At 63.8% G+C, this 22,722-nt stretch carries 21 protein-coding genes; 4 read left to right on the top strand and 17 right to left on the bottom strand.

The window, feature by feature from the left end:
* Positions 1-47 precede the first annotated feature (47 nt).
* The 3 genes from C4K39_RS06940 (at position 48) to C4K39_RS06930 (ending at position 3,728) form a co-directional block, all read left to right on the top strand.
* On the top strand, positions 48-2,609 hold the full coding sequence (locus C4K39_RS06940; RefSeq protein WP_124345946.1) for a TonB-dependent receptor: 2,562 nt from the start codon (positions 48-50) through the stop codon (positions 2,607-2,609).
* 198 nt (positions 2,610-2,807) lie between these two features.
* On the top strand, positions 2,808-3,098 hold the full coding sequence (locus C4K39_RS06935) for a hypothetical protein (protein ID WP_225926565.1): 291 nt from the start codon (positions 2,808-2,810) through the stop codon (positions 3,096-3,098).
* 9 nt (positions 3,099-3,107) lie between these two features.
* Positions 3,108-3,728, top strand: coding sequence for a hypothetical protein (locus C4K39_RS06930; protein WP_053135436.1), 621 nt, complete (start codon positions 3,108-3,110; stop codon positions 3,726-3,728).
* A gap of 147 nt (positions 3,729-3,875) precedes the next feature.
* Here C4K39_RS06930 and C4K39_RS06925 read toward each other — a convergent pair whose 3' ends face one another.
* The 7 genes from C4K39_RS06925 to C4K39_RS06895 all read right to left on the bottom strand — a co-directional run bounded on the left by C4K39_RS06925 (position 3,876) and on the right by C4K39_RS06895 (position 9,216).
* Positions 3,876-4,178, bottom strand: coding sequence for a ribbon-helix-helix domain-containing protein (locus C4K39_RS06925; protein WP_068582091.1), 303 nt, complete (start codon positions 4,176-4,178; stop codon positions 3,876-3,878).
* Positions 4,179-4,192: 14 nt separating this feature from the next.
* On the bottom strand, positions 4,193-4,774 hold the full coding sequence (locus C4K39_RS06920; protein ID WP_124345944.1) for a DJ-1/PfpI family protein: 582 nt from the start codon (positions 4,772-4,774) through the stop codon (positions 4,193-4,195).
* A gap of 147 nt (positions 4,775-4,921) precedes the next feature.
* Positions 4,922-6,136 (bottom strand): class I SAM-dependent methyltransferase, encoded by a 1,215-nt coding sequence (locus C4K39_RS06915; protein WP_124345943.1) that lies wholly within the window; start codon positions 6,134-6,136, stop codon positions 4,922-4,924.
* Positions 6,137-6,265: 129 nt separating this feature from the next.
* A complete protein-coding gene (locus C4K39_RS06910; RefSeq protein WP_068582083.1) occupies positions 6,266-6,883 on the bottom strand; it encodes a TPM domain-containing protein in 618 nt (205 codons plus the stop codon).
* 29 nt (positions 6,884-6,912) lie between these two features.
* The gene (locus C4K39_RS06905; protein ID WP_124345942.1) at positions 6,913-7,668 is read right to left on the bottom strand and encodes a TPM domain-containing protein; all 756 of its coding nucleotides are present in this window, start codon (positions 7,666-7,668) and stop codon (positions 6,913-6,915) included.
* A gap of 217 nt (positions 7,669-7,885) precedes the next feature.
* Positions 7,886-8,608: a TPM domain-containing protein gene (locus C4K39_RS06900; protein WP_225926564.1), complete on the bottom strand. Its 723-nt coding sequence runs from the start codon at positions 8,606-8,608 to the stop codon at positions 7,886-7,888.
* The gene (locus tag C4K39_RS06895; RefSeq protein ID WP_068582077.1) at positions 8,608-9,216 is read right to left on the bottom strand and encodes a LemA family protein; all 609 of its coding nucleotides are present in this window, start codon (positions 9,214-9,216) and stop codon (positions 8,608-8,610) included. The genes C4K39_RS06900 and C4K39_RS06895 overlap by 1 nt, the downstream gene beginning before the upstream one ends.
* A 331-nt stretch (positions 9,217-9,547) precedes the next feature.
* Between C4K39_RS06895 and bglX the strand changes: the two genes are divergently transcribed.
* Complete coding sequence (bglX, locus tag C4K39_RS06890; protein WP_068582075.1) at positions 9,548-11,839, top strand: beta-glucosidase BglX; 2,292 nt, start codon at positions 9,548-9,550, stop codon at positions 11,837-11,839.
* Between the two features lie 97 nt (positions 11,840-11,936).
* Here bglX and C4K39_RS06885 read toward each other — a convergent pair whose 3' ends face one another.
* From C4K39_RS06885 to C4K39_RS06840, 10 genes are all read right to left on the bottom strand, one after another.
* Entirely contained in the window at positions 11,937-13,094 is a 1,158-nt protein-coding gene (locus C4K39_RS06885) for a phospholipase D-like domain-containing protein (protein ID WP_068582074.1), read from the bottom strand.
* 1 nt (position 13,095) lies between these two features.
* Positions 13,096-13,677: a YceI family protein gene (locus tag C4K39_RS06880; protein ID WP_124345941.1), complete on the bottom strand. Its 582-nt coding sequence runs from the start codon at positions 13,675-13,677 to the stop codon at positions 13,096-13,098.
* Positions 13,678-13,786: 109 nt separating this feature from the next.
* Positions 13,787-15,094 (bottom strand): OprD family outer membrane porin, encoded by a 1,308-nt coding sequence (locus C4K39_RS06875; protein WP_124345940.1) that lies wholly within the window; start codon positions 15,092-15,094, stop codon positions 13,787-13,789.
* A gap of 136 nt (positions 15,095-15,230) precedes the next feature.
* Complete coding sequence (locus tag C4K39_RS06870; protein WP_124345939.1) at positions 15,231-16,004, bottom strand: IclR family transcriptional regulator; 774 nt, start codon at positions 16,002-16,004, stop codon at positions 15,231-15,233.
* 84 nt (positions 16,005-16,088) lie between these two features.
* Positions 16,089-17,552, bottom strand: coding sequence for an amidase (locus tag C4K39_RS06865; RefSeq protein WP_124345938.1), 1,464 nt, complete (start codon positions 17,550-17,552; stop codon positions 16,089-16,091).
* A complete protein-coding gene (locus tag C4K39_RS06860; protein WP_068582063.1) occupies positions 17,549-18,859 on the bottom strand; it encodes an MFS transporter in 1,311 nt (436 codons plus the stop codon). The genes C4K39_RS06865 and C4K39_RS06860 overlap by 4 nt, the downstream gene beginning before the upstream one ends.
* Before the next feature lie 99 nt (positions 18,860-18,958).
* On the bottom strand, positions 18,959-20,134 hold the full coding sequence (locus C4K39_RS06855) for a M20 aminoacylase family protein (protein WP_124345937.1): 1,176 nt from the start codon (positions 20,132-20,134) through the stop codon (positions 18,959-18,961).
* 154 nt (positions 20,135-20,288) lie between these two features.
* Complete coding sequence (locus C4K39_RS06850) at positions 20,289-20,618, bottom strand: amidase (protein ID WP_124345936.1); 330 nt, start codon at positions 20,616-20,618, stop codon at positions 20,289-20,291.
* Complete coding sequence (locus C4K39_RS06845) at positions 20,615-21,712, bottom strand: serine hydrolase domain-containing protein (protein ID WP_068582053.1); 1,098 nt, start codon at positions 21,710-21,712, stop codon at positions 20,615-20,617. Before C4K39_RS06845 ends, C4K39_RS06850 begins: the two co-directional genes overlap by 4 nt.
* A 70-nt stretch (positions 21,713-21,782) precedes the next feature.
* Positions 21,783-22,679 carry an acyl-CoA dehydrogenase middle domain-containing protein gene (locus tag C4K39_RS06840; protein WP_124345935.1) on the bottom strand — a complete coding sequence of 299 codons (897 nt, stop codon included), beginning with the start codon at positions 22,677-22,679 and terminating at the stop codon, positions 21,783-21,785.
* Between the last annotated feature and the right edge of the window lie 43 nt (positions 22,680-22,722).

Raw genomic sequence — 22,722 nt, 5'->3', positions numbered from 1 at the left:
TTTGTCCGCAGCGCTTTTCTGGCCTTTAAGCCGCTCTGGGGGAAGTCATGTTTCGCGCGCTCTTGCCTGTACCGTTAGTCCGTACCCGTCCGACCCTGCTGGCCGCCTGCCTGGCGTTGAGCCTGCAGGCCCACGCCGGATCACTCCATTTCCAGTTGCCGGCGCAGCCCCTGGCCGCGTCCCTGAGCCAGATCGCTCAGCAAGCGAAAATCCAGCTGCTGTTCGACGAGCAACTGCTGCGCAATGCCAAGGCGCCAGCCCTGCAAGGTGACTTCAGCCCGGAAGAGGCGATCCGCCAGCTGCTGCGCAACGGCCAATTCAGCCTGGTCAAGGTCGACAACACCTATATCGTGCGTCCCGCCGAAACCAGCCAGAGCAGCGGCTCGGCCCTGCAACTGGGAGCCACGAGCGTGATCGGCAACGGCTCGGTGGTGGACTCCTCCAGCGTCGGCCGCTCGACCTTGAATCAGGCAGAAATCGACCGCCACCAAGCCACCAACGTGGTCAGCCTGATCGACACCCTGCCCGGCGTGACCCTGGGCGGCTCGCTCAAGCCCGGAGGCCAGACCATCAATATTTGGGGCCTGGGAGATGCCGAAGACGTACCGATGAGCGTCGACGGTGCCACCAAGAGCGGCTTCGAGCGCTACCAACAGGGGTCGATCTTCATCGAACCAGAGCTGATCAAGCGCATCGAGGTGGAAAAAGGCCCGCACTCGCCCGAGACCGGCAACGGCGGTTTCGGCGGCACCGTGCACATGGAGACCAAGGATGCCCCGGACCTGCTGAAGGAAGGCCGCAACACCGGCGCCATGGTCAAGTACGGCTACAGCAGCAACAGCCACGAGCAGGCCTACACATCGGCGGTCTATGGCCGTACCGACGATGGCCGCTTCGATGCCCTGGCCTATTGGACCAAGCGCGATGGCGACGACATGAAGCTGGCCAGCGCCCAGCCGGACCCGGACAACGCCTACCCGATCAATCCCAAGCGCCTGCCCAATACCGCCCAGGACCTGGAAGGCCAGCTGTTCAAGCTGAACATGCAATTGACCGACGAGCAGCGCCTGGGCTTCAGCTACATGCGCTCAGAGAGCGACATTTGGGCCCCCTTCTCGGCCAAGAGCTACCCAACGCCGCCACGCAAGAACGATGTCGACCGGCTCGGCTATGACGATGCCGTCAAGCGCTACCTGGCCCAGCGCAACACCGTCGACACCACCTGGATCGCCAAGTACCAGTACACCCCGGTGGACAACCCGTGGATCGACTTCGAAGCCAAGTACTCCAACTCCGACACCGACCAGACCGATGAGCGCGGCCCGAACGCCTTCATCCAGCCCTCCTCTGGCGGACGCAAGATCACCGTCGGCTACGAGGACAAGATCCTCGCCTTGAAGAACACCAGTCGTTTCAGTACCGGACCGCTGGAGCACGCCCTGACCAATGGCATCCAAATCCGCAAGCACACCCGCGAGGTGGACATGTGGATGCCGGGCAAGATGTACGGCACTCCCAACTACAACAACGGCTACTACCAACCGGGTTTCATGCCCCATGGCAAGGTCGACAACAACGCCTTCTATATCCAGGACGCCATCTCCCTGGGCGATTTCACCCTGACCCCATCGCTGCGCTACGACTATGTGCGCAACCGCGGGCAGAAAAACGACGCACCGATCTACAACAGCCCCAATCCGGTGGTGGGCCACGACTACAGCGCCAAGACCTACACCGGTTGGTCGCCACGCCTGTCGGCATTCTGGACGGTGAACCCGCAACTGGCGCTGTTCGCCGACTACAGCCAGACCTGGCGTGCCCCGGTGATCGACGAGCAATACGAAGTCCAGGCCCCGGGTAGCACTCGCTCCTCCACCAGCCGCAACTTGGACCCGGAGCGCATCACCGCGCTGCGCGGCGGCAGCATCCACAGCTTCGCCGACGTGCTGGCCCAGGGTGACCGGGTGCAAGTGCGCACCACGGTGTTCCAGAACAAGATCAAGGACGAGATCATGAAGAACCTCGGGATTGGTTGTCCCGAGCAATTGAGCACCGGTGCAAGCATCCGAGATGTGTGCAACCAGCCGACGATCGGGGTCTATCGCAACATCGGCGACCTGACCATCAAGGGCTTCGAGGTCGAGAGCTTCTACGACTCCAACTACCTGTTCGGCTCGCTCTCCTACTCCTGGATCACCGGCAAGCATGAAGGCGCCTACAGCAACCCCTGGGGCCCGAACGTCTGGGCCCGGGACATCCCGCCACGCAAGTGGGTCGCCACCCTGGGGGTGAAGATCCCGCAGTGGGATGCGCAAGTGGGCTGGCAAGGCCAGTGGGTGCGCCAGACCGACCGGGTGCCCAGCGATATCTACCCCGGCGGCGTAGCCAGCGCCATGGGCGACTCGTACTGGAACCAGTACAAGAACGACCGCTACAACGTGCACGGCCTGTTCGCCAACTGGAAACCCCAGCAGCCCTACCTCAAGGGCACCGAGGTCAACTTCACCCTGGACAACATGTTCAACCGTGACTATCGCCCACCGCTGAGCGGCGAAAACGCCTCGAGCCTGGGCCGCAACGCCAAGATCAGCGTGACGCGGTTCTTCTGAAGGCCTTCGCCTGGCACAGCACGCTGCGCCAGGCGAAGCACCACCGATGTATTGCAAACCTTTAGCTTCGCCCTCCCACTGGCCCTCCCTGGGCTAGGATCGACCTCCCCCCTGAAAACCGTTGGAATGCCTTTGGGCGCTTTCAGCCAACGCCCCATTGACCGCGTACGAACATTATCGTACAAACAGGCAAGCATCATGGACAGAGGCTTCAGGAAGGTCAGGCGGGACCTGATCAATGCACTACAGAGCGGTAACTATCTGCATGCCGCACGCGGCTCGATCGAGGTCAAGAACCTGCTGGCCACCGGCGAGGTTTCGGCCGGCCAACTGATCGAGGTCATCGTCGCCTGCAAGGGCACCGACCACCAGTGCAGTGCCCACCACAGCGCCCCGGACCTTGCCGTCCATGTGCTGAGGAAGGCGGGCTGGTACATCAAGTTCTACTTTATCGAGCCAGATGCGTGGTTCATCAGCGTTCACCGATGAGGACAACCCATGAAACTCTATCTGCAGGGCGACCGGGGCAAGGCACTTTGTGAGCATTGCCAGCAGGTCGTGGGCATTACCTACACCCGGCGCGACGTGCCCTTCAGCGACGGCAACGGCCAGGCCCGGGAGATCCTGGTGGGGGTCTGCGATCAGTGCGCTACCACGGTAGCCATTCCCCCCCAGTCGACCCCGGCGATCAAGGAAGCGCGCCGCCAGCAACTGACCTCCATCGAGGCGCGGCTGCCTGCGGTCTACCTCGACGTGCTGGACGCCGCGATGCACTCGGTGGCCGAGGACGCCGGGGTGCAGATGCGCAAGCTGTTCTTCAGCTACTACTTCAGCGCCCCCCTTGTACCTGCCCTGGAACAAGTGCACGACGGCTTCGCCCAGTACCTGGCCCAACAGGCCGAGGTCCGCCAGATACCTGCCGTGAATGCAATGAAACGCCTGTCGCTTAAGGTGAACCACTATGTGGCCGAGGATCTCGCGCGCCTGCTGCAGGCGACGCGGATGACCCAGACCGAACTGCTCAAATCACTGATCGCGCAGATTCGCCTGGATGTGCTCGAAGGCGGCAACCCGGCGGTGATCGCCGACCTGCGCCAGCTGGTGCGCCTGGGGCTGTGACCTTCAGCCTTGAGCAGAGGCCCTGTAGCCGCTGTCGAGCTTGCGAGGCTGCACAAAGGTCCGCAGGACCTTGCTTGGCCATCTACAGCGCAGACCTTGCCCCCTTCGGGGCGTGCGCAGCTTCGCAGGCTCAGCAGCGGCTACAGGTCATCGGTTGAGGCGAACCAGGTTGAGATCCGGGGCGCTGCTGCGCCGCTGGCTCAGGTAGCGGGTGCAGCTGACCCGCAGGAAGGAGGCGAAGTTCACCACCTCGCCACGGTAGTCCATGACCTCTTCATAGAGCTTGGCGATCAGCTGGTTGGTGGTCATGCCGTCCACCTCGGCGATCTCGCTGAGGATGTCCCAGAACTGGTTTTCCAGGCGCAGGGTGGTGACCACGCCACGAATACGCAGCGAGCGCGAACGCGATTCGTAGAGGATCGGGTCAGCCTTGACGTACAGCTCGCACATGGCGTGGCACTCGCTTACAGGGTGATCCGGGTGCCCAGCAGGCCGAGGAAACCGGCCAGCCAGCTGGGGTGGGCCGGCCAGGCCGGGGCGGTCGCCAGGTTGCCCTGGACATGGCCTTGCGTCACGGGGATATCGATATAGGTGCCCCCCGCCAGCCGCACTTCCGGGGCGCAGGCCGGGTAGGCGCTGCATTCACGGCCTTCGAGGATGCCTGCCGCGGCCAGCAGTTGCGCGCCATGGCACACCGCAGCAATCGGCTTGCCGGCCCGGTCGAACTCCTTGACCAGTTGCAGGACCTTTTCATTCAGTCGCAGGTATTCCGGGGCACGGCCACCGGGGATCAGCAGCGCGTCGTAGTCGCTGGACTGCACCTTGGCGAAATCGAAGTTCAGGGCGAACAGGTGCCCAGGCTTCTCGCTGTAGGTCTGGTCGCCCTCGAAGTCGTGGATCGCCGTGCGCACGGTCTGCCCGGCGCTCTTGTCCGGGCAGACGGCATGCACTGTATGCCCGACCATCTGCAGTGCCTGGAACGGCACCATCACTTCGTAGTCTTCGACGTAGTCGCCAACCAGCATGAGGATCTTTTTCGCGGCCATGGAGTGGACTCCCTTCAAGGAAACACGTGGACAGAAGAAGTACTCAAGGTAGTCGCAATCGGCCGGGCCGGGTAATAGCCAGGTACTACAGCTGCAAGCCACACGCGGCAAGCTGCAAGCTTCTCGCTTGCAGCCATCCACTGGCGCTTACAGCTGCTTGTCTGCCTTGAGCAGGGTCTCCAGGCAGTGTTCGCTGATGCGGTAGAAAGCCTTGAGTTCGTCGATCCGCGCCAACAACTGGGTCGGGTCCTGGGGTTCGACGCGCTTGACCGCGAGGATCATCTTGTTCTTGTTGGTGTGCTCCAGGGAGATGAACTCGAAGACCTTGGTTTCGTAACCACAGGCTTCGAGGAACAGCGCCCGCAGGCTGTCGGTGACCATCTCCGCCTGCTGCCCCAGGTGCAGGCCGTATTGCAGCATGGGCTTGAGCAACGCCGGGCTCTGGATCTGCTGGCGGATCTGCTTGTGGCAGCACGGCGAGCACATGATGATCGCCGCCCCGGAGCGGATGCCGGTGTGGATCGCATAGTCGGTGGCGATGTCGCAGGCATGCAGGGCGATCATCACTTCCAGTTCGCTGGGGGCCACGCTGCGCACGTCACCGCACTTGAACACCAGGCCCGGATGCTCCAGGCGCTGCGCGGCGGCGTTGCACAGGGTCACCATGTCCTCGCGCAGCTCGACCCCGGTGACTTCGCCCTGGGCCTTGAGGGTATTGCGCAGGTAGTCGTGGATGGCGAAGGTCAGGTAGCCCTTGCCGGAACCGAAGTCCGCCACCCGCACCGGCTGCGCAAGGTCGATCGGCGAGCTGCCCAGGGCATGGCTGAACACCTCGATGAACTTGTTGATCTGCTTCCACTTGCGCGACATCGCCGGAATCAGCTCGTGCTGCTTGTTGGTCACGCCCAGGTCGGCGAGGAACGGCCGGTCCAGGTCGAGGAAGCGGTTCTTCTCGCGGTTGTGCTCGGCGGACGGCACATCGCGCTGGGTTTGCGGCTTGCCCTTGAACAGCGAGCTCTTGCCCTTCTTGCTGTATTCCAGCTGGACCTCATCGGTCAGGGTCAGCAAATGGGCGTTCTTGAACGAAGCCGGCAGCAGCTCGGCGATGGCGGCAATGCCTTCGTCCAGGGAGAAGTTCTTGGTGATATCGCGGGTCTTGTAGCGATAGACGAAGGACAGGCACGGCTGTTCCTTGACCGTCAGCTGCTTGATGATCAGCCGTTGCAGGTCCGCCTCGGCGCCCACGTGCTTGGCCAGTACCAGCTTGATGAAGGCGTTTTGCGCCAGGCTGGTCTCCAGCAATTGCAGGAACTGGGCATGGTGGTCCGGCGCGGGCCGGACGGAAGGTGCGGTGACGGACATGGGGCTGGAGCCTCGGGCGGTGCGGGGAGCGAATCGGGAAATGGCGGGTATTTTAGGGGGGATGAGCCGTCGGGGCACGGAGTTATTGACCCGACGGCGCAGATTCTTCAGCAACCGAGCCCTCAGGGCTCAGTTGAGCACCACCAGGCGGTTGGGCAGCTCGTTGCGCGATTGGGTCAGCGGTACGTGCTCCTTGAGCAGCTCGCCACTGGACGCGATGCAGTCGAGAAAGCCCTGCAAGGTCTGGCCCTGCTTCACCTGCTGGGTAAAGGCCTGGACAATAGCGTGCCAATTCTTGTTGTCCAGGCGCCTGGAGATGCCTTCGTCCACCAGGATCTCCACATAGCGCTCGGCTTCGCTGACGAAGATCAGCACCCCGGTACCGCCCACGGTGTGGTGCAGGTTCTGTTCGAGGAACTGGCGCCGGGCCAGGTTCGAGGCACGCCAGTGGCGCACCGAACGCGGAATCAACCGGGTGGTAATCCGCGGCAGGCGGAACACCAGGCACAGCACGATAAAGGTCGCCCACTGCGCCAGCAGCAACAGGTGCATGTTCAGCCAGCCGGTGGCGTAGTGCACCAGTCCCGGTACCACCAGCGCCAGCAGGCTGGCCCAGAGCAGCGGGATGTAGGCGTAATCGTCGGCCCGGGCGGCCAGCACCGTCACCAGTTCGGCGTCGGTCTGCTGTTCCACCCGGGCGATGGCTTCGGCCACCTGCCGTTGTTCGAATTCACTGAGTAATGCCATGTCGTTAGATTTCCGCTTTTTATTGTCAGTTACCAGCCGCCGGAGGAGCCACCACCGCCAAAGCTGCCGCCTCCGCCACTGAAGCCGCCGCCACCGCCGGACCCGCCACCAAAACCGCCGAAGCCACCGCCTCCGCCGCCACCGCGCCCGCTGGTGGTGGAGATCAAACCGAGCGCCTGCGCCACCATGACCACCAGGATGAACAGCAGCACCAGGAAGATGAACAGCAACGGGTGACGCTGGACAAAATCGTCCTGAGCGCTGCTCTCACCCGTGCCGTAAGCGGTGGCAGGCTCATCCAGCGGCGTGCCGCCCAGCACCAGGAGCATCGCCGAAACCCCGTCGCTGATGCCCTTGCTGAACTGCCCGTTCTTGAACGCCGGGGTGATGACCTGGTTGATGATCACCGAGGCCTGGGCATCGGTCAGGCGATCTTCCAGGCCATAGCCCACTTCGATGCGCAGCTTGCGCTCATCCCGGGCAACGATCAGCAGCGCGCCGTTGTTCTTGTCCTTCTGGCCAATGCCCCAGTGGCGCCCCAGCTGGTAGCCATAATCCTCGATGGTGGCGCCCTGCAGGCTCGCCAGGGTCACCACCACCAATTGTTCACTGGTGGCCTGCTCATGGGCCGCAAGTTCCTGGGTCAACTGGGCGCGCGTGGCCGGCTCGAGCATCTGCGCATCGTCCACCACCCGCCCGCTCAGGGCCGGGAACTTCAGCTCGGCCTGTGCCGAAATTGCCAAGACCCAGAGCAACAGCACCAGGCCGATTTTATAGAGTCGCATCAGCACCTCGTCCTCAATGACTTTTCACTTGCACTACCAACTGCCGGATGCCCCGCCACCGCCAAAACTGCCACCGCCGCCCCTGAAACTATCCGAATCGGAACTTGAGCCGGAACTCGAACTGCCGGAGTCGAACCAGTCGAATGAACTGCTCGATCCCGAATCACGCTCGGCCCTGGGTTCACGTGTGGGCGGATCATCGCTGGCACGGCCTGGTTCACGAAGCCAGTATCGCGCCCAGGGGCAAGACGGCGAACACCAGGAAGAACAACACCTTGAACCACCACATCCATTCGATCTGCTGGTACCAGCTCTGCACCACCCAGCGGTGCGCCAGCATCCGCGTGCTGTTGGGCTCCAGCAGACGCACGATGGAGGTGGTGCCGGTAATGATCCCGGAGGAGTACAGCTCATCCTTGAAATACGGAATGATCGAGTCGTTGATAATGAGGTGCGCCCAGATATCGTCGATCCGCCCTTCCAGGCCGTAGCCCACTTCGATCCGCACCTTGCGATCATCCTTGGCCACCAGCAGCAGGACTCCGTTGTTCTTGTCCTTTTGGCCGATACCCCAGTGCCGCCCCAGTTGCAGGCCGAACTCCTCGATGCTGTAGCCGCCCAGGCTCGGCACAGTGACCACCACCACCTGGTCGGTGGTGCTCTGCTCGAGCCGTTCGAGCATCTGCGTCAGATAGACCTGCGCCGAAGGCGTGAGCATCTGCGCGGTGTCCACCACCCTGCCCGTCAGCTTGGGAAACAGGCTTTCAAGCGGCACCGCTGTCGCAGTGGCCGGTGCGGGCTCGACCTGGACAGTGGATTGCGCCGAACGCAACTGCACCCCATCCGTGGGCGTTGGCCCTGGTTGCTGCGCCAGTACGGCGCCACTCACCAGCCATAGCCACAGCAGCGCGCCTCGCAGCACGCGCTGCCCGTGGTTCATCAGAACTTCACTTGCGGGGCCTTGTCAGCGTCGGGGCTGGTGGCCTCGAACGACTCACGCACCGGCAGGTCGCTGTACATCAAGCTGTGCCAGAGACGACCGGGGAAAGTACGGATCTCGGTGTTGTACTTCTGCACTGCCAGGATGAAATCGCGACGGGCCACGGCGATGCGGTTCTCAGTACCTTCAAGCTGGGACTGCAGGGCCAGGAAGTTCTGGTTGGCCTTGAGGTCCGGGTAGCGCTCGGACACCACCATCAAGCGACTCAGGGCACCGCTGAGCTGATCCTGGGCTTGCTGGAACTGCTTGAGCTTTTCCGGGTTGTCCAGGGTCTTGGCGTCCACCTGGATCGAGGTCGCCTTGGCCCGCGCCTCGACCACCGCGGTCAGCGTCTCTTCCTCATGCTTGGCGTAGCCCTTGACGGTCTCCACCAGGTTGGGGATCAGGTCGGCACGGCGCTGGTACTGGTTCTGTACCTGGCCCCAATCGGCCTTGACCTGCTCGTCCAGGGTCGGGATGTTGTTGATGCCACAGCCGCTGAGCAGGCTGGTGAGCAGCAACAGGGCGGCGACGGGCCAGCTCGAGCGCAGGCTTTGGGTGATGTTCATGGGTGAGGCTCCTTGCACAACCTGGTTGAAGAGAATCTTTTGCCCGTGTTTTCAGGCCTGGCAGGGCAAAATCTGCCAACGCTACTGGAATGCATCGGGCTGATGGGCTAAAAGATGCCCAGCGCGAAAAAGAGTTCAGAAATAAGGCTGTGTGAAAACGTCGCGAGTCAAGGCAAGACAAGCCTGTTTTTAACGCCATATTGCCCAAGGTAGTCGTTTTCACACGACCTGAAGTGTGCGGGAATTATCTGAACAACAATAGCTGCCCCCTAAATTTTGGCTGTTCGGCGCGTCACTCATGCGTCGGGCTTGAGCCCTTGAGAACAAATTCATGAAGAAGCTGTGTTTGCTGGGTCTGCTGGTCAGCCTGGCCAGTCACCCTGTATTGGCCGAGTCTGCCCCGGTCCCCTTGGAGAACAAGGAAGCCTTTATCACCGATCTGCTCAAGCGGATGACCCTGCAGGAAAAGATCGGCCAACTGCGCCTGATCAGCATCGGCCCGGAAATGCCCCGGGAGCTGATCCGCAAGGAGATCGCCGCCGGTAACATCGGTGCCACGTTCAACTCCATCTCGCGCCCGGAAAACCGGCCGATGCAGGACGCGGCCATGCGCAGCCGCCTGAAGATCCCGATGTTCTTCGCCTACGATGTGATCCACGGCCACCGGACCATCTTCCCCATCAGCCTGGCCCTGGCCTCCAGCTGGGACATGGACGCCATCGGCCGCTCCGGGCGCATCGCCGCCCAGGAAGCCAGCGCCGACAGCCTGGACATCACCTTCGCACCGATGGTCGACATCTCCCGCGATGCACGCTGGGGCCGGACGTCCGAAGGCTTCGGCGAAGACACCTACCTGGTCTCGCGAATCGCCAAGGTGATGGTCAACGCCTACCAGGGCAAGAGCCCGGCGGCCCCCGACAGCATCATGGCCAGCGTCAAGCACTTCGCCCTGTACGGTGCGGTGGAAGGCGGTCGCGACTACAACATCGTCGACATGAGTCCGGTGAAGATGTACCAGGACTACCTGCCGCCCTACCGCGCGGCGATCGACGCCGGTGCCGGCGGGGTGATGGTGGCCCTGAACTCGATCAATGGCGTGCCCGCCACCTCCAACACCTGGCTGATGAACGACCTGTTGCGCAAGGAGTGGGGCTTCAAGGGCCTGGCTGTCAGCGACCACGGCGCGATCATCGAACTGATCCGCCACGGTGTCGCCAAGGACGGTCGCGAGGCCGCCAAGCTGGCGATCAAGGCCGGCATCGACATGAGCATGAACGACTCGTTGTATGGCAAGGAATTGCCAGGGCTGCTCAAGTCCGGCGAGATCGAACAGAAGGACATCGACAACGCCGTGCGTGAGGTGTTGGGGGCCAAGTACGACATGGGCCTGTTCAAGGATCCGTACCTGCGCATCGGCAAGGCCGAGGACGATCCGGCCGACACCAACGCCGAAAGCCGCCTGCACCGCAGCGACGCCCGGGATATCGCCCGGCGCAGCCTGGTGCTGCTGAAGAACCAGAACGACACCCTGCCGCTGAAAAAGACCGCGAAGATCGCCGTGGTCGGCCCATTGGCCAAGGCACCGATCGACATGATGGGCAGCTGGGCCGCCGCCGGCGTGCCGGCACAGTCGGTAACCCTCTACGACGGCATGCGCAATGTGCTGGGCGACCAGGCCCGGCTGGTCTACGCCCGGGGCTCGAACATCACCGACGACAAGAAGGTGGTGGACTACCTGAACTTCCTCAACTTCGACGCCCCGGAAGTGGTGGACGACCCACGTCCAGCGCAACAGATGATCGACGAGGCCGTGAAGGCGGCCCAGGCTTCTGACGTGATCGTCGCGGCCGTGGGCGAGTCGCGGGGCATGTCCCATGAATCCTCGAGCCGCACCGAGCTGAACATCCCGGCCAACCAGCGAGCGCTGATCAAGGCCCTCAAGGCCACCGGCAAGCCGTTAGTGCTGGTGCTGATGAATGGCCGGCCACTGACCCTGCTGGAGGAAAACCAGCAGGCCGACGCGATCCTGGAAACCTGGTTCAGCGGCACCGAGGGCGGCAACGCCATTGCCGACGTCCTGTTCGGCGACTACAACCCGTCGGGCAAGCTGCCGATCACCTTCCCGCGCTCCGTGGGCCAGATCCCGACCTACTACAACCACCTGACCATCGGCCGGCCGTTCACCCCAGGCAAGCCGGGCAACTACACCTCGCAGTACTTCGATGACATCACCGGCCCGCTGTTCCCGTTCGGCTATGGCTTGAGCTACACCCGCTTCAGCCTGTCGGACATGGCCCTGTCCTCCACCACCCTGCACAAGGGCGGCAAGCTGGAGGCCAGCGTGACCTTGAAGAATACTGGCAAGCGCGACGGCGAGACCGTGGTGCAGTTGTATATCCAGGATGTGGCCGGGTCGATCATTCGTCCGATCAAGGAGCTGAAGAACTTCCAGAAGGTCATGCTCAAGGCCGGCGAAGAGAAGGTCATCCGTTTCAACATCAGCGAAGACGACCTGAAGTTCTACAACGCCCAGCTCAAGTACGCCGCCGAACCTGGCGACTTCAACGTACAGATCGGCCTGGATTCCCAGGACGTCCAGCAACAGAGCTTCGAACTGCTCTGATCCCCCCTCACCGGCTGGCGCATGACCTGCGCCGGCCGCCTCCTTCTGCAATCCCCTGTAATCCCCGCAATATCTGTAGCCGTATCAGCCGTGACGGTCAGCCGCGACGATCCAGCAGGTTGACCACCAGGCGATCGACCCATCCCCAGATCCGCTGCTTGATCCGGCGCCACAGGGGCCGGTTGCGCCACACCGCCAGGCTGACCTCCTCGCTCTGGACAAAGTCCTTCTCGAAGCTCGCCACCACGGCGGCGGTCAGCACCGGGTCCACGGCCTCCAGGTTGGCCTCCAGGTTGAAGCGCAGGTTCCAGTGGTCGAAGTTGCAGGACCCGACGCTCACCCAATTGTCCACCAGCACCATCTTCAGGTGCAGGAACTGCGGCTGGTACTCGAAGATCCGCACCCCGGCCTTGAGCAGTCGCGGGTAATAGCGGTGCCCGGCGTAGCGCACCGCCGGATGGTCGGTACGCGGCCCGGTCAACAGCAAGCGCACATCCAATCCTCGGGCTGCGGCCTTGCGCAGCGAACGGCGCACCGACCAGGTCGGCAGGAAATAAGGCGTGGCCAGCCAGATGCGCCGCTGGCCGCTGTGCAAGGCGCGAATCAGCGAATGCAGGATGTCCCGGTGTTGGCGGGCGTCGGCATAGGCGAGCCGCCCCAGGCCCTCACCGGTATCGGGTAGGCGCGGCAGGCGTTGCAGGCCGAAATCGGCATGGGGTTTCCAGGCACCACGGTGCAGGTTGGCGTCCCACTGGCGATCGAACAACAACTGCCAGTCGCGCACTATCGGGCCGCTGACCTGCACCATCACTTCGTGCCACTCGCAGCTATTGCTCTCGGGCAGCCAGAACTCGTCGGTGACACCGGTTCCCCCCACCACCGCCAGGGATTGGTCCACCAGCAACAGCTTGCGATGATCTCGATACAGATTGAGCAGCCCCTGGCGCCAGCGCAGGCGATTATAGAAACGCAGCTCGACCCCGGCTTCGGTCAGGGTACGGCGCAAGGCCTGGGGAAATGCCAGGCTGCCGTAGTCGTCGAACAGGCAGCGCACGCGTACCCCTCGCTCGGCAGCCAGGACCATGGCCTCGACCATGGCCTGCGCGCAGGAACCGGCCTCCACCAGGTACAGCTCCAGCTCCACCTGTTGCTGGGCCCGGGCAATGGCCACCAGCATGCGTGGGAAGAACTCGGGACCATCGACCAGCAATTCGAAGCGGTTGCCTTCGCGCCAAGGAAAAACCGCTGCGCGCATGTCAGCGGGCCGTGAAGATCAGCACCGCACCCACCGGCACCGAGAAACTGATACCCGACAAGCCCGCGACCTTGCGCAGGCTGTCCACGCCAGGCGCCAGGCCGAAGTCTTCGGCATTGAGTACCAGGGGCTCCAGGGTCACCACCTGGAAGCGCCGGTCATCCAGGCGGGTGGCCAGGAGTTCGGCGTCATAGGTGTGCTCCCGGCCATGCAGGCTCACGGTGACCGGCAACAGCAGCTCGATCTGCGCTCCGGGGGCCAGGTCATTGATGGGGCGCAGGTTGATCTGGGCACTGATCAGGGCCTCGGGAAACTGCTGGATCTGGAACAGCTCCTGGCGCATGCGTTCGTCGCGCAACGGAATGCCGCTGCTGACCGACTCCAGCTCCACCTGTAACTGGGCCAGGCCCTTGCCATCGACCTTGCCATGCAGCACCAGAAAGCGCTGGACCTCGCAAATGCTGGCGTTCTTGGTGGTCACGAAGGAAATACGCGAGGACTCGTTGTCCAGGTACCAGTTGGCCTGGACCGGCAGGGCCAGTACTGCCAACAGACTGAGAAGAAGGCGGATCGGCGTACGCATGCAAGCTCCCGTAAACAGAAGGCGCCACCTTAACCGGCTGCCAGGAAGCTGGCAAACCTCCCGGCGACCGGTTACCGGCCCGGTGCTCCCTGAGTGATCGGGCCCTGCGCTAGAAGCGATAGGTGTAGTTGAAGAAGAAGCGCTCCGAGTGATGACTGACGATGCCCGCCGGCCCCCTGGAGATGCTCCGGCGCAGGACACCGTCAGGCTCGCCTCGGGTGCGAAAACGGGTGTGCAGCCAGGCCAGTTCCAAGCCCTTGAGAAGCCCATCGAACGAATAGCGCAACAGGCTCTGGAACTCGCTGCGGGAGAAGTCCTCGTACCCTCGGGCGGCATTGGAAAACACATAGTGTGCATCGAGCTTGAGCCGGGGCAGGCCGAACGCGGTGAAGTCCAGGCCAGAAGCGACCTTGAGCAGCGCCTCATCCTCCAACCCGAAGTAATAGAAGCGCTTGGCGCTGCTATTCCAGGTGCCATGGTCCTGGGCGAAGAACGTACGATCGAAATCATCGCCCCGCACCTTGTTCCAGCTCAGTCCCAGGTAGTAGTGGCTGAAGCGGTAATTGAGGGCCAGGTCCAGATGCCGGGCATCATGGGACGACTGCGCCTCGTACAACCCACGCACTCCTGAGTACTCGAACAAGCGACCGGCATCCTGCTGGCGCCCCCAGATTGCCTGGAGGTCCAGGTCGTGCCCGGGAGCCAGGGCGAAACTGCGGGACAACTTCACCGTGGAACTGCGCAGGTAGTCCCGGGCCACGCCATGCTCCACACGCAGCTTGCTGCCATCGGGAAAGACATAACCCAGGGCATAGATCCGCAGGTCATCGATCTTTTGCCCTCGATAATTGCGCAGGTCCTGGCTCCAGCCCGACTCGTTGCGCGGGCTGAAACCCTCGATACGGCTCAGGTTGAGGCTCAAGCCCCCTCGCTCATACCCCAGGTCCTGGCCCAGGCTCGCTGCCGGCAGGATTCGGGTAAAGCGGTCGTCGGTGTACAGCTCGAGCTGGCGGCTCTTTTTCCCCACTCCGCCACTCAGGGTCCAGCCTTCTTCGACCCAGCGCCCACGCACATACAACGCCAGGGGCTTGGCGATACCGTGGGGGTTCTGCACGCTGCGGTCGGCCCGCAAGTTGCTGATGCTGTCGGCCTTGCTTCCCACATGCAGGGCATCGGCCAGCCCATAGCTGTAATCCAGCCCCAGCACATCGCGGTACCAGCCGGAGCTGAAGTTGAACTGCGCGGCCTGTACCCATTCATCCCGGGTCGGACCGACACCGCCGTTGGCATTTTCTTTCCAGTAGGACTGGCCGTAGCGCAAGGACATGCGACTGTCCTGGATAAAGTCCTCAGCCCCCGCCCCGCCCCCCAACAGACAGCACAACACACCCGCTAGACAACGCTGCTGCGCACGCATGGAATCACCTGTTCTTATTCTTGGAATGGGTGTCATGGCCATCGCCAAGGTGGCCTGGCAGCTATTGTCGGGGCCGCCAGGCAAAGGGCAACGATCATTGATTCCGCAGGGTGGAACCCATGGGCAGCGGATGAGATCAGGCGAGGTGTTTCTGCAATTGCATGACGGTTTCGGCCAACAACGCCAGGTGCCGGTGGCGCACCTGCTCCACAAAGGACAGATCCTGCGGCCAATGCAGCGCGATACTGCCCACCACCCGACCCTCGACCTGCAGCGGCAGGGCCACCGCGCGAATCAGGAACGGCAGGCGCATCGGGTACTCCCAATAACCCTCGGTACGCTGGCCGAACCCTAGCTGTTGGAACTGCAGGCCGGAGTGTTGCCAGGTGTCGAGTGACACGGCCTCACGCACGGCCAGGCGCTCGACTTCCTCCCAAGGCAAGGCCCCTAGGCAAGCCTTGCCCATGGCCGAATGAAACAGGCTGGCATGTTGGCCGACCACCCGACTGCTACTGCTGGGATAGCGCTTGCGCAACACCTCGGGCACCACGCTTTCCAGCACCTCCAGATGCTCGCCATCGAAACTCGACAGGTCGCTCACCAGGCCGGTGCGGGCACTGAGTTGCAGCAGCCAGGGCCCGGCCTGCTCCGCCAACTGGCGCTTGGAGCGCTGCCGGCTGTCACCGAACAGGCTGCGGGCACTCAGGCAGTAGCGCCGGTCGCTCAGCCCACGGTAGATCCAGCCTTGTTCCTGCAAGGTCAGTAGCAGGCGCGACACCGTGGCCTTGGGCAGGCCGGTCAGGTAGTGCAACTCCTCCAGGCCCAGGGCCTGGTGCTGGCCCAGCAGCTCGACGATGGCCAGGGCCCGCTCCACGGAACGCACACTGCCGCTTTCTACCTTGCTGGCCATGGCCCGGACTCCTGGCTTGAGGGTGGGTGAAAAATTTCCCAGCAAGATACGGGCCCCGGCTTTGATCCCGAGGTCCTTGCCCGATTACCGGATGTTGCCGGGAGGCCGCTGCCGGACCCATTGCGTCAACTGTTCATGGGCATGGGCCAGCTGCAGCACCGCGAGGTCGGCCTGGGGCGGGCCGATGATCTGCATCCCCATGGGTAACCCGGCCAGGTTGAAGCCCACGGGAATGCTGATGCAAGGCAAGCCCGCCAGGGTCGGGCCGATCACGACCTCCATCCAGCGATGATAAGTGTCCATTTCCTGCCCATTCACCTGGCGTGGCCAGGCCTGTCGTGCATCGAAAGGGAACACTTGGGCGGTGGGCAGCAGCAGGAAATCGTAACGCTCGAACAAGTGCAGCAAAGCCCGATACCAATCACTGCGACTCTGGCACGCCCGGTACACATCGGCGGCGCCGAGGCTGGCCCCGCCCTCCACCTCCCAGCGGGCCTCGGGCTTGAGCCAGCGACGCTTGTCCGGGTCGTTGTACAGCAGGCCGAGGGAACCCTGGATCAACCAGTGGCGATGCACCAGCCAGCAATCCCAGAGTTGCGCCAGGGAGAACTCCGGCTGACAGCGCTCCACTTCACAGCCCAGGCTGACGAAGTCCCCCAGGGCCTTCTCACACAGATCCAGCACCCCATGCTCCATGGGCAGGTAACCGTTGTAGTCCCCCAGCCATCCCAGGCGCAGCCCGCGAACATCGCGCTGCAGGGGCGCCGCGAGCAGCGACGGGTCTTCCTTCAACGACAGGGGCGAGCGAGGATCGTAGCCAGACTGGGTCGCCAGCAACCGTGCCACATCGGCCACGGTGCGGCCCATCGGCCCTTCCGTGGCCAGTTGCTGGACGAACAGCTCGGGGGCCGGGCCGTGGGGCACCCGGCCCAGGGACGGCCGCATGCCGAATACATTGTTGAACGCTGCCGGATTGCGCAGCGAACCCATCATGTCGCTGCCGTCGGCCACCGGCAGCATGCGCAAGGCCAGGGCAACGGCCGCCCCACCGCTGCTGCCGCCAGCACTCAGGCTGCTGTCGTAGGCATTACCGGTGGTCCCGAACAGCTGGTTGTAGGTGTGCGAGCCAAGGCCGAACTCAGGAACGTTGCTCTTGCCGACGATGATCGCACCCTGGGCTCGCACCCGTGCCACGCTGATCGCGTCGACCTGCGGCACCTGATCGGCGAACAGCGGCGACCCCATGCTGGTGGTCATGCCAGCGGTCGCTGCCAGGTCCTTGATCGCCTGGGGCATGCCATGCATCCAGCCCTGCGATTGTCCCTGGAGCAGTTGCCGATCACGCTCGTCGGCCTGGTCCAGCAGGATCTCGGGCTCACAGAGCGATACCAGTGCGTTGACCTCAGGGTTGAGACGTTCGATCTGTGCCAGATAGGCCTGCATCACTTCCCGACAGGACAGCTCACGGCCATGGATCGCCCGGGACAATGCCAGGGCGTCGAGCTCGACGATCGAATCGTTCGTCGAGGGTTCATGGGGCTTGCTCAAGACTCACCTCCCAGGGGCAGGGCATTGGGTTTGACGGTCCTGAGCGGGTCATGCAGGCAGTAGATGGCTAGCAGGCTCAGGACCGAAGTCAACAACACATAGAAGGCAGGCGCTACCGGCGTGGCCAGGGTCTTGCTGAGCCAGGTCACGACCAACGGTGCGAAACCACCGAACAGCATCACGGTGACGTTATACGCCACCGACACTCCGGTGGAACGCACCTCGATGGGAAATTGCTCGGCCAGGGCCGTGGGTGCAGGCCCGAAAGAACCGCCGATGGCAGCGCACAACAGCAGTTGCATCACCAGCAGGCGCTCAATGGACGGGGCAGCAGCGACCCAGGCGTACAGGGGGTAGACCAGCACGAAGAATGCCAGGGTGAAGACCATCAGCACCGGCCGCCGGCCATAACGATCCGACAGGGCTCCCGTCAGGGGGATGACCAGGGTCATCAGTGCCACGGCGAGCATCTGAACCAGCAGCACCTGGTCCAGGGGCAGGCCGAGATTGTTATGGGCGAAGGTCGGCATGTTCACCAGCAGGACATAGAACGATACGGTGCCGCCGCACCCCAGGCCCATTGCGACCAGGATTCCCCGACGCTGGGTGCGGATCACCTCCAGCAACCCAGGTCCGTTGCCGCGCACGTGCTTGCGCGCCTCGACAAAGGCATCGGGCTCTTCCATGTACTTGCGAATCCACAGCCCCACCGGGCCGATCAGCAGGCCCACCACGAACGGCAGGCGCCATCCCCACTGCTCCAAGGTCTGTGACGAGAAAAAATGCGTCACCGCCGCAGCCATCGCCGCGCCACTGAACACCGCCAGGCACTGCCCGACCAACTGCCAGGAACCATACAAGCCTTTGCGGTGGGGCGGCGCACTCTCCACCAGGTAGGCCGTGGCGCTGGCATACTCGCCACCGGTGGCGAACCCCTGGAGCATGCGCGCGACCACGATCAGCAACGGCGCCCCAACGCCGATAGCCGCGTAACCGGGGGTGAACACTATGATCGCGATGGCCAGGGTCATCAGTTGCATGATCAGCAGCATCGCCGCCTTGCGCCCCTTGCGATCGGAATAGATCCCCAGCAGCACACCGCCTACCGGACGCATGAAGAAACCCACGCCGAAGGTGGCCAGGGCCATCAGCAGCGAGGTGTACTCATCGCCACCCGGGAAGAACTGCCGGGCGATGAAACTGGCGAGAAAGCCATAGATGATGAAGTCGTACCATTCCAGGGCATTGCCGACGACGGCAGCAATCACTTGCCGGGTCTTGGAGGCAGTGGGTATCGAAACGCTCATGGCGGCTCCTTGGCTACTTTTGAGCCTTCTTGCGGGCTCGGGAAAGTGCCGGGCGCACGCAGGCGCGCCCGGGTAATCGGGAACAGGAAGAGGGTGGGGTCAGAAAGGCTTGAGCCAGCTTTCCGCCAGGGCGCACCAATAAGCCGCACCGGTGAGCAGGATGTCGTCGTTGAAGTCATAGCTGGGGTTATGCACCATCGGCTGCCCCACGCCATTGCCGATGAACAGGTAGCTGCCCGGGCAGCGCTGTAGCATCCAGCCGAAGTCTTCGCTGCCCATCAGTTTTGGCGTGTTGCCATCCACCGCGGCCTCGCCCAACAGTTCCACCGCCACTTGCCGGGCGAACTCGGTTTGCTCCGGGCTGTTGACCAGCACCGGGTATGCCGGGCGGTGCAGGATGCTGGCGCTGCAGCCGAAGCTTTCGGCCTGGGTCTGGATGATTGCCTTGACCCGTTCCAGCATCTGCTCGCGCACGGGGGCATTGAGGGCGCGCAGGCTCAAGCGCAACAACGCCTGCTGGGGGATCACGTTGGCGGCCTCGCCGGCCTGCAACGCACCGACGGTGACCACCGCCGCCTGCTGGGCATCGATATTGCGCGCCACCACCGTTTGCAGGGCCATGACCATGCTGGCCGCCGCCACCAACGGGTCCACCGCCAGGTGTGGCATGGAACCGTGGCCGCCGACGCCCTCGACCACCACTTCAAGCAGGTCCTGGGAGGCCATCATCGGCCCCTGGCGAAACCCCAGGTGCCCGGCCGGCAAGCCAGGCATATTGTGCAACCCGAACAAGGCATCACAGGGGAAGCGCTCCAACAGGCCATCGGCAAGCATGGCCTCGGCACCGCCCTGCCCTTCTTCCGCCGGCTGGAAGATCAGGTTCAGGGTGCCATCGAACTGCCGAGTGGCCGCCAGGTAACGGGCAGCTCCCAGCAGGATCGTGGTATGGCCGTCATGGCCGCAGGCGTGCATGCAGCCACGATGACGGCTGCTATAGGGTACGTCGCTGTCCTCGACGATCGGCAGCGCGTCCATGTCCGCCCGCAAGCCCAGGGCTCGCGAGCTTTGGCCATTGCGCAGGACACCCACCACTCCGGTGCAGCCAACGCCCCGATGCACCTCGAATCCCCAATCCTCCAGGAAGCGGGCCACCAGTGCGGCGGTACGATTTTCCTGGAAGCCCAGTTCAGGGTGGGCATGGATGTCCTGGCGGATGTCCCGCAGGTCGCCGGCGATGTCGTCGAGCCAGGCAAGGATGTGCTGATGTCGGGTCATGGCGTCTGTCCTCTGGGCCGGGTGGGTTCCCGTTCTTGTTGTACGGGGCGCGGCACGGGATCTCAGGGCGTGCGCGACGCTCTGCGCTAGATAACCGCGGGCCGATGCACAGGACAATCGAATCTGGTTCCGCTGGATGGAACCGAAGGATGGCTCAGGGGTCGAGGCGACAGCCTTCCCGTGGCCCCAGCCAGGACGCGCCATGGGTGCGCCCCAGGGCACTGGCGGTGACGCGTCGGGCCTGGGAGTCATCGTTGAAGTCGCTGATGGGCAGGTACTGGCGGACGTAGGCGCGACAATAGTCGGCCGGGTTCCCCATCACGTAGCGGCAGGAGCAGTACTCCTTGGCGGTATAGGCGCCGAGGATATCCGGGAAGGCTTGCAGGGCCACTCGCTGCTGCCAGGCCCACGCCGCCAGCGCCAGCAACCCGACCAGCAGCAGGCATAGCCACGGATGACGCAGGACCAGGCTGGGCCGGCTCATGGCTGCTGCGAACCGGGAAAGGCTGCCAGCACCCGCTTGAGCAACTCGTTGTGCTGGTAGCTGCCGTCGCGATCGTCGCCATAGCGCACGATCACCAGGCGCTGCTGCGGCAATACATACAGGGCTTGCCCCCAATGCCCCAGGGCCGCGTAGGTCTCGGCGGGAGCATCGGGCCAGGGCCGCGAAGCGCCGTCCAACGCACGGTTGAGCCACCAGTGCCCACCGGCCACCGCTACATCCTGGCCCGCTCGGTAGCCAGAGAAAGGAGTGCGGCAGAACTCGACCCAGGCCTTGGGTAACAGTTGCCGGTCGCGCCAGCGGCCCTCGCGCTGCATCAACAGGCCAATGCGGGCCAGGTCAGGTGCGCTCATGTAGAGGTAGGACGAGGCCACGAAGGTTCCGGCGCCATCGCGCTCCCACACCGCCTGGCTAATGCCCAGGGGTTCGAACAGGGCATGCCACGGATAGTCGGCATATTGCTGCGCCCCCACCATCGCACGCAGGCTGGCGGCCAGCAGGTTGCTGTCGCCGCTGGAATAACGAAAGACCTGGCCGGGGGCAGACGCCGCCGCTTGCTGCGCGGCGAAGGCCGCCATATCACCATGGCCACGGGTGTAGAGCATGGCCACCACCGACGAGTTGAGCGGCGCATATTCGTAGTCTTCCTGCCAGGCCAGCCCCGAGCCCCAGTGCAGCAGGTCGGCCAGGGTGATGTCCGGGTGGGACTTGAGCGCCGGGTAGAAACCCGCTGCCCGGTCCTGCAGGGTAAAGCGCCCCTCGCCATAGGCGACCCCCATGACCACCGCCAGTACGCTCTTGCTGGCGGACCAGATCAGGTGCGGGGTTTGCGGTCCGGTCGGGCCGGCATAGCGCTCGTAGAGCAGGCGGCCATCGTGCACCACCAGCAGGGCATCGGTACGCACGCCCTGGCGCGACTCATCGTCGCGAGGCGTAAAGGCATAGTCCTCCAGTGCCTGGAGCGCCGGCCCCGAGGCTTGTGCGGCCCGACTCCACTGCTCTGCCGGCCACTCCTCGGCCCAGGCCGGTAGACCGAGCCAGGCAAGCAGCACCAGCAAGAAGGAGCCTTTGGACATGGAGGGCACTCAAGAAAACCAATGACCGAGCCTAGCCCAGGCCGATGACAGTTTCACTGCATTGGCGCGCTCAGCGCCCCGCCGGCTCGTGCAAGGTCGCCAGGGCCTTGGCCAGGCGTTTGGCTCGGGCGCCGGAAGCCAGGTCGAGCAGGGCCTGGTCGCGGGTCCACTGCTCGCGCCAGAACTCGGGGCCCTGGGCGAACGCCATGGCGATCTCCGGCTTCAACGCTTCGAACTGCACGAACAGCCCGCCCAACAGGACATGCCCACTGGCCAGGGCCGGGTTCTGCCGGCTGGCTTCGGCACAACCGGCCAGCAACCCCAACAATTGCAACAACAGGGGCTGCGGCCAGCCGCTGTCCTGGCCGACCCCGTAGAGCCAGGCGCCCATGGCACTCAGTACATAGATATCTTCCAGGGTGCGGAAGGGTTTGACATAGGCATCCCAGCCATCACCGGCCAGCAGCTCGCAGGCGGCGTTGTCCAGCAGCAGGCAACCGTGGCTGATCTCCGGCATCAAGGCGATAGCCGGCAGGGTCTGGACCTTCACGCCCGGCTCCCCCGGGTAGACCACGGTCAGGCGCAGCCCTGGCTGCTCGCCAGGGGCCTCGCTGCGTGCCGCCACCAGCAGCCAGTCGGCGGCATCCCCGGCGGTGACGAAATCCTTGCGCCCGTGCAGGCGCAAATCCTGCAACCGCGTCTGCATGTCCGCCGGGCGCAGGCTGCGACGCTCGGTCGCGCACAAGGCCCCCAGGCTGGGCGGCGCGCTGGGCCACAACATGCGCAATGCCGCCTGGTATCCCACCAGGAACGCCAACCCCGGCGTCGCCATCAAGCGCCCGCCAAGCACCGCCAGTTCGAAAGGCGTGACCGCGCCAAGATGGGCCAGCAAAGCGCCGTAACCCTCCGCCAGATCGGGGTTGGCGGGCATTCGTTCACGAGTCTCGAGCAGGGCTTGCCAGGGCATTTCGAAGATCCTCAGGGGCTGTCACATAAGCATCACCAAAGTT

The organism is Pseudomonas sessilinigenes (assembly GCF_003850565.1).
In the GTDB taxonomy this organism is placed as follows: domain Bacteria; phylum Pseudomonadota; class Gammaproteobacteria; order Pseudomonadales; family Pseudomonadaceae; genus Aquipseudomonas; species Aquipseudomonas sessilinigenes.
The sequence above is the reverse complement of the archived record's forward strand: the minus strand, read 5'-3'. Positions and strand labels throughout refer to the sequence as shown.

Coding starts and splice junctions, on each gene's coding strand:
- C4K39_RS06940 (WP_124345946.1), top strand. CDS start 48: ATGTTTCGCGCGCTCTTGCCTGTACCGTTAGTCCGTACCCGTCCGACC.
- C4K39_RS06935 (WP_225926565.1), top strand. CDS start 2,808: ATGGACAGAGGCTTCAGGAAGGTCAGGCGGGACCTGATCAATGCACTA.
- C4K39_RS06930 (WP_053135436.1), top strand. CDS start 3,108: ATGAAACTCTATCTGCAGGGCGACCGGGGCAAGGCACTTTGTGAGCAT.
- C4K39_RS06925 (WP_068582091.1), bottom strand. CDS start 4,178: ATGTGCGAGCTGTACGTCAAGGCTGACCCGATCCTCTACGAATCGCGT.
- C4K39_RS06920 (WP_124345944.1), bottom strand. CDS start 4,774: ATGGCCGCGAAAAAGATCCTCATGCTGGTTGGCGACTACGTCGAAGAC.
- C4K39_RS06915 (WP_124345943.1), bottom strand. CDS start 6,136: ATGTCCGTCACCGCACCTTCCGTCCGGCCCGCGCCGGACCACCATGCC.
- C4K39_RS06910 (WP_068582083.1), bottom strand. CDS start 6,883: ATGGCATTACTCAGTGAATTCGAACAACGGCAGGTGGCCGAAGCCATC.
- C4K39_RS06905 (WP_124345942.1), bottom strand. CDS start 7,668: ATGCGACTCTATAAAATCGGCCTGGTGCTGTTGCTCTGGGTCTTGGCA.
- C4K39_RS06900 (WP_225926564.1), bottom strand. CDS start 8,608: ATGAACCACGGGCAGCGCGTGCTGCGAGGCGCGCTGCTGTGGCTATGG.
- C4K39_RS06895 (WP_068582077.1), bottom strand. CDS start 9,216: ATGAACATCACCCAAAGCCTGCGCTCGAGCTGGCCCGTCGCCGCCCTG.
- bglX (WP_068582075.1), top strand. CDS start 9,548: ATGAAGAAGCTGTGTTTGCTGGGTCTGCTGGTCAGCCTGGCCAGTCAC.
- C4K39_RS06885 (WP_068582074.1), bottom strand. CDS start 13,094: ATGCGCGCAGCGGTTTTTCCTTGGCGCGAAGGCAACCGCTTCGAATTG.
- C4K39_RS06880 (WP_124345941.1), bottom strand. CDS start 13,677: ATGCGTACGCCGATCCGCCTTCTTCTCAGTCTGTTGGCAGTACTGGCC.
- C4K39_RS06875 (WP_124345940.1), bottom strand. CDS start 15,094: ATGCGTGCGCAGCAGCGTTGTCTAGCGGGTGTGTTGTGCTGTCTGTTG.
- C4K39_RS06870 (WP_124345939.1), bottom strand. CDS start 16,004: ATGGCCAGCAAGGTAGAAAGCGGCAGTGTGCGTTCCGTGGAGCGGGCC.
- C4K39_RS06860 (WP_068582063.1), bottom strand. CDS start 18,859: ATGAGCGTTTCGATACCCACTGCCTCCAAGACCCGGCAAGTGATTGCT.
- C4K39_RS06855 (WP_124345937.1), bottom strand. CDS start 20,134: ATGACCCGACATCAGCACATCCTTGCCTGGCTCGACGACATCGCCGGC.
- C4K39_RS06850 (WP_124345936.1), bottom strand. CDS start 20,618: ATGAGCCGGCCCAGCCTGGTCCTGCGTCATCCGTGGCTATGCCTGCTG.
- C4K39_RS06845 (WP_068582053.1), bottom strand. CDS start 21,712: ATGTCCAAAGGCTCCTTCTTGCTGGTGCTGCTTGCCTGGCTCGGTCTA.
- C4K39_RS06840 (WP_124345935.1), bottom strand. CDS start 22,679: ATGCCCTGGCAAGCCCTGCTCGAGACTCGTGAACGAATGCCCGCCAAC.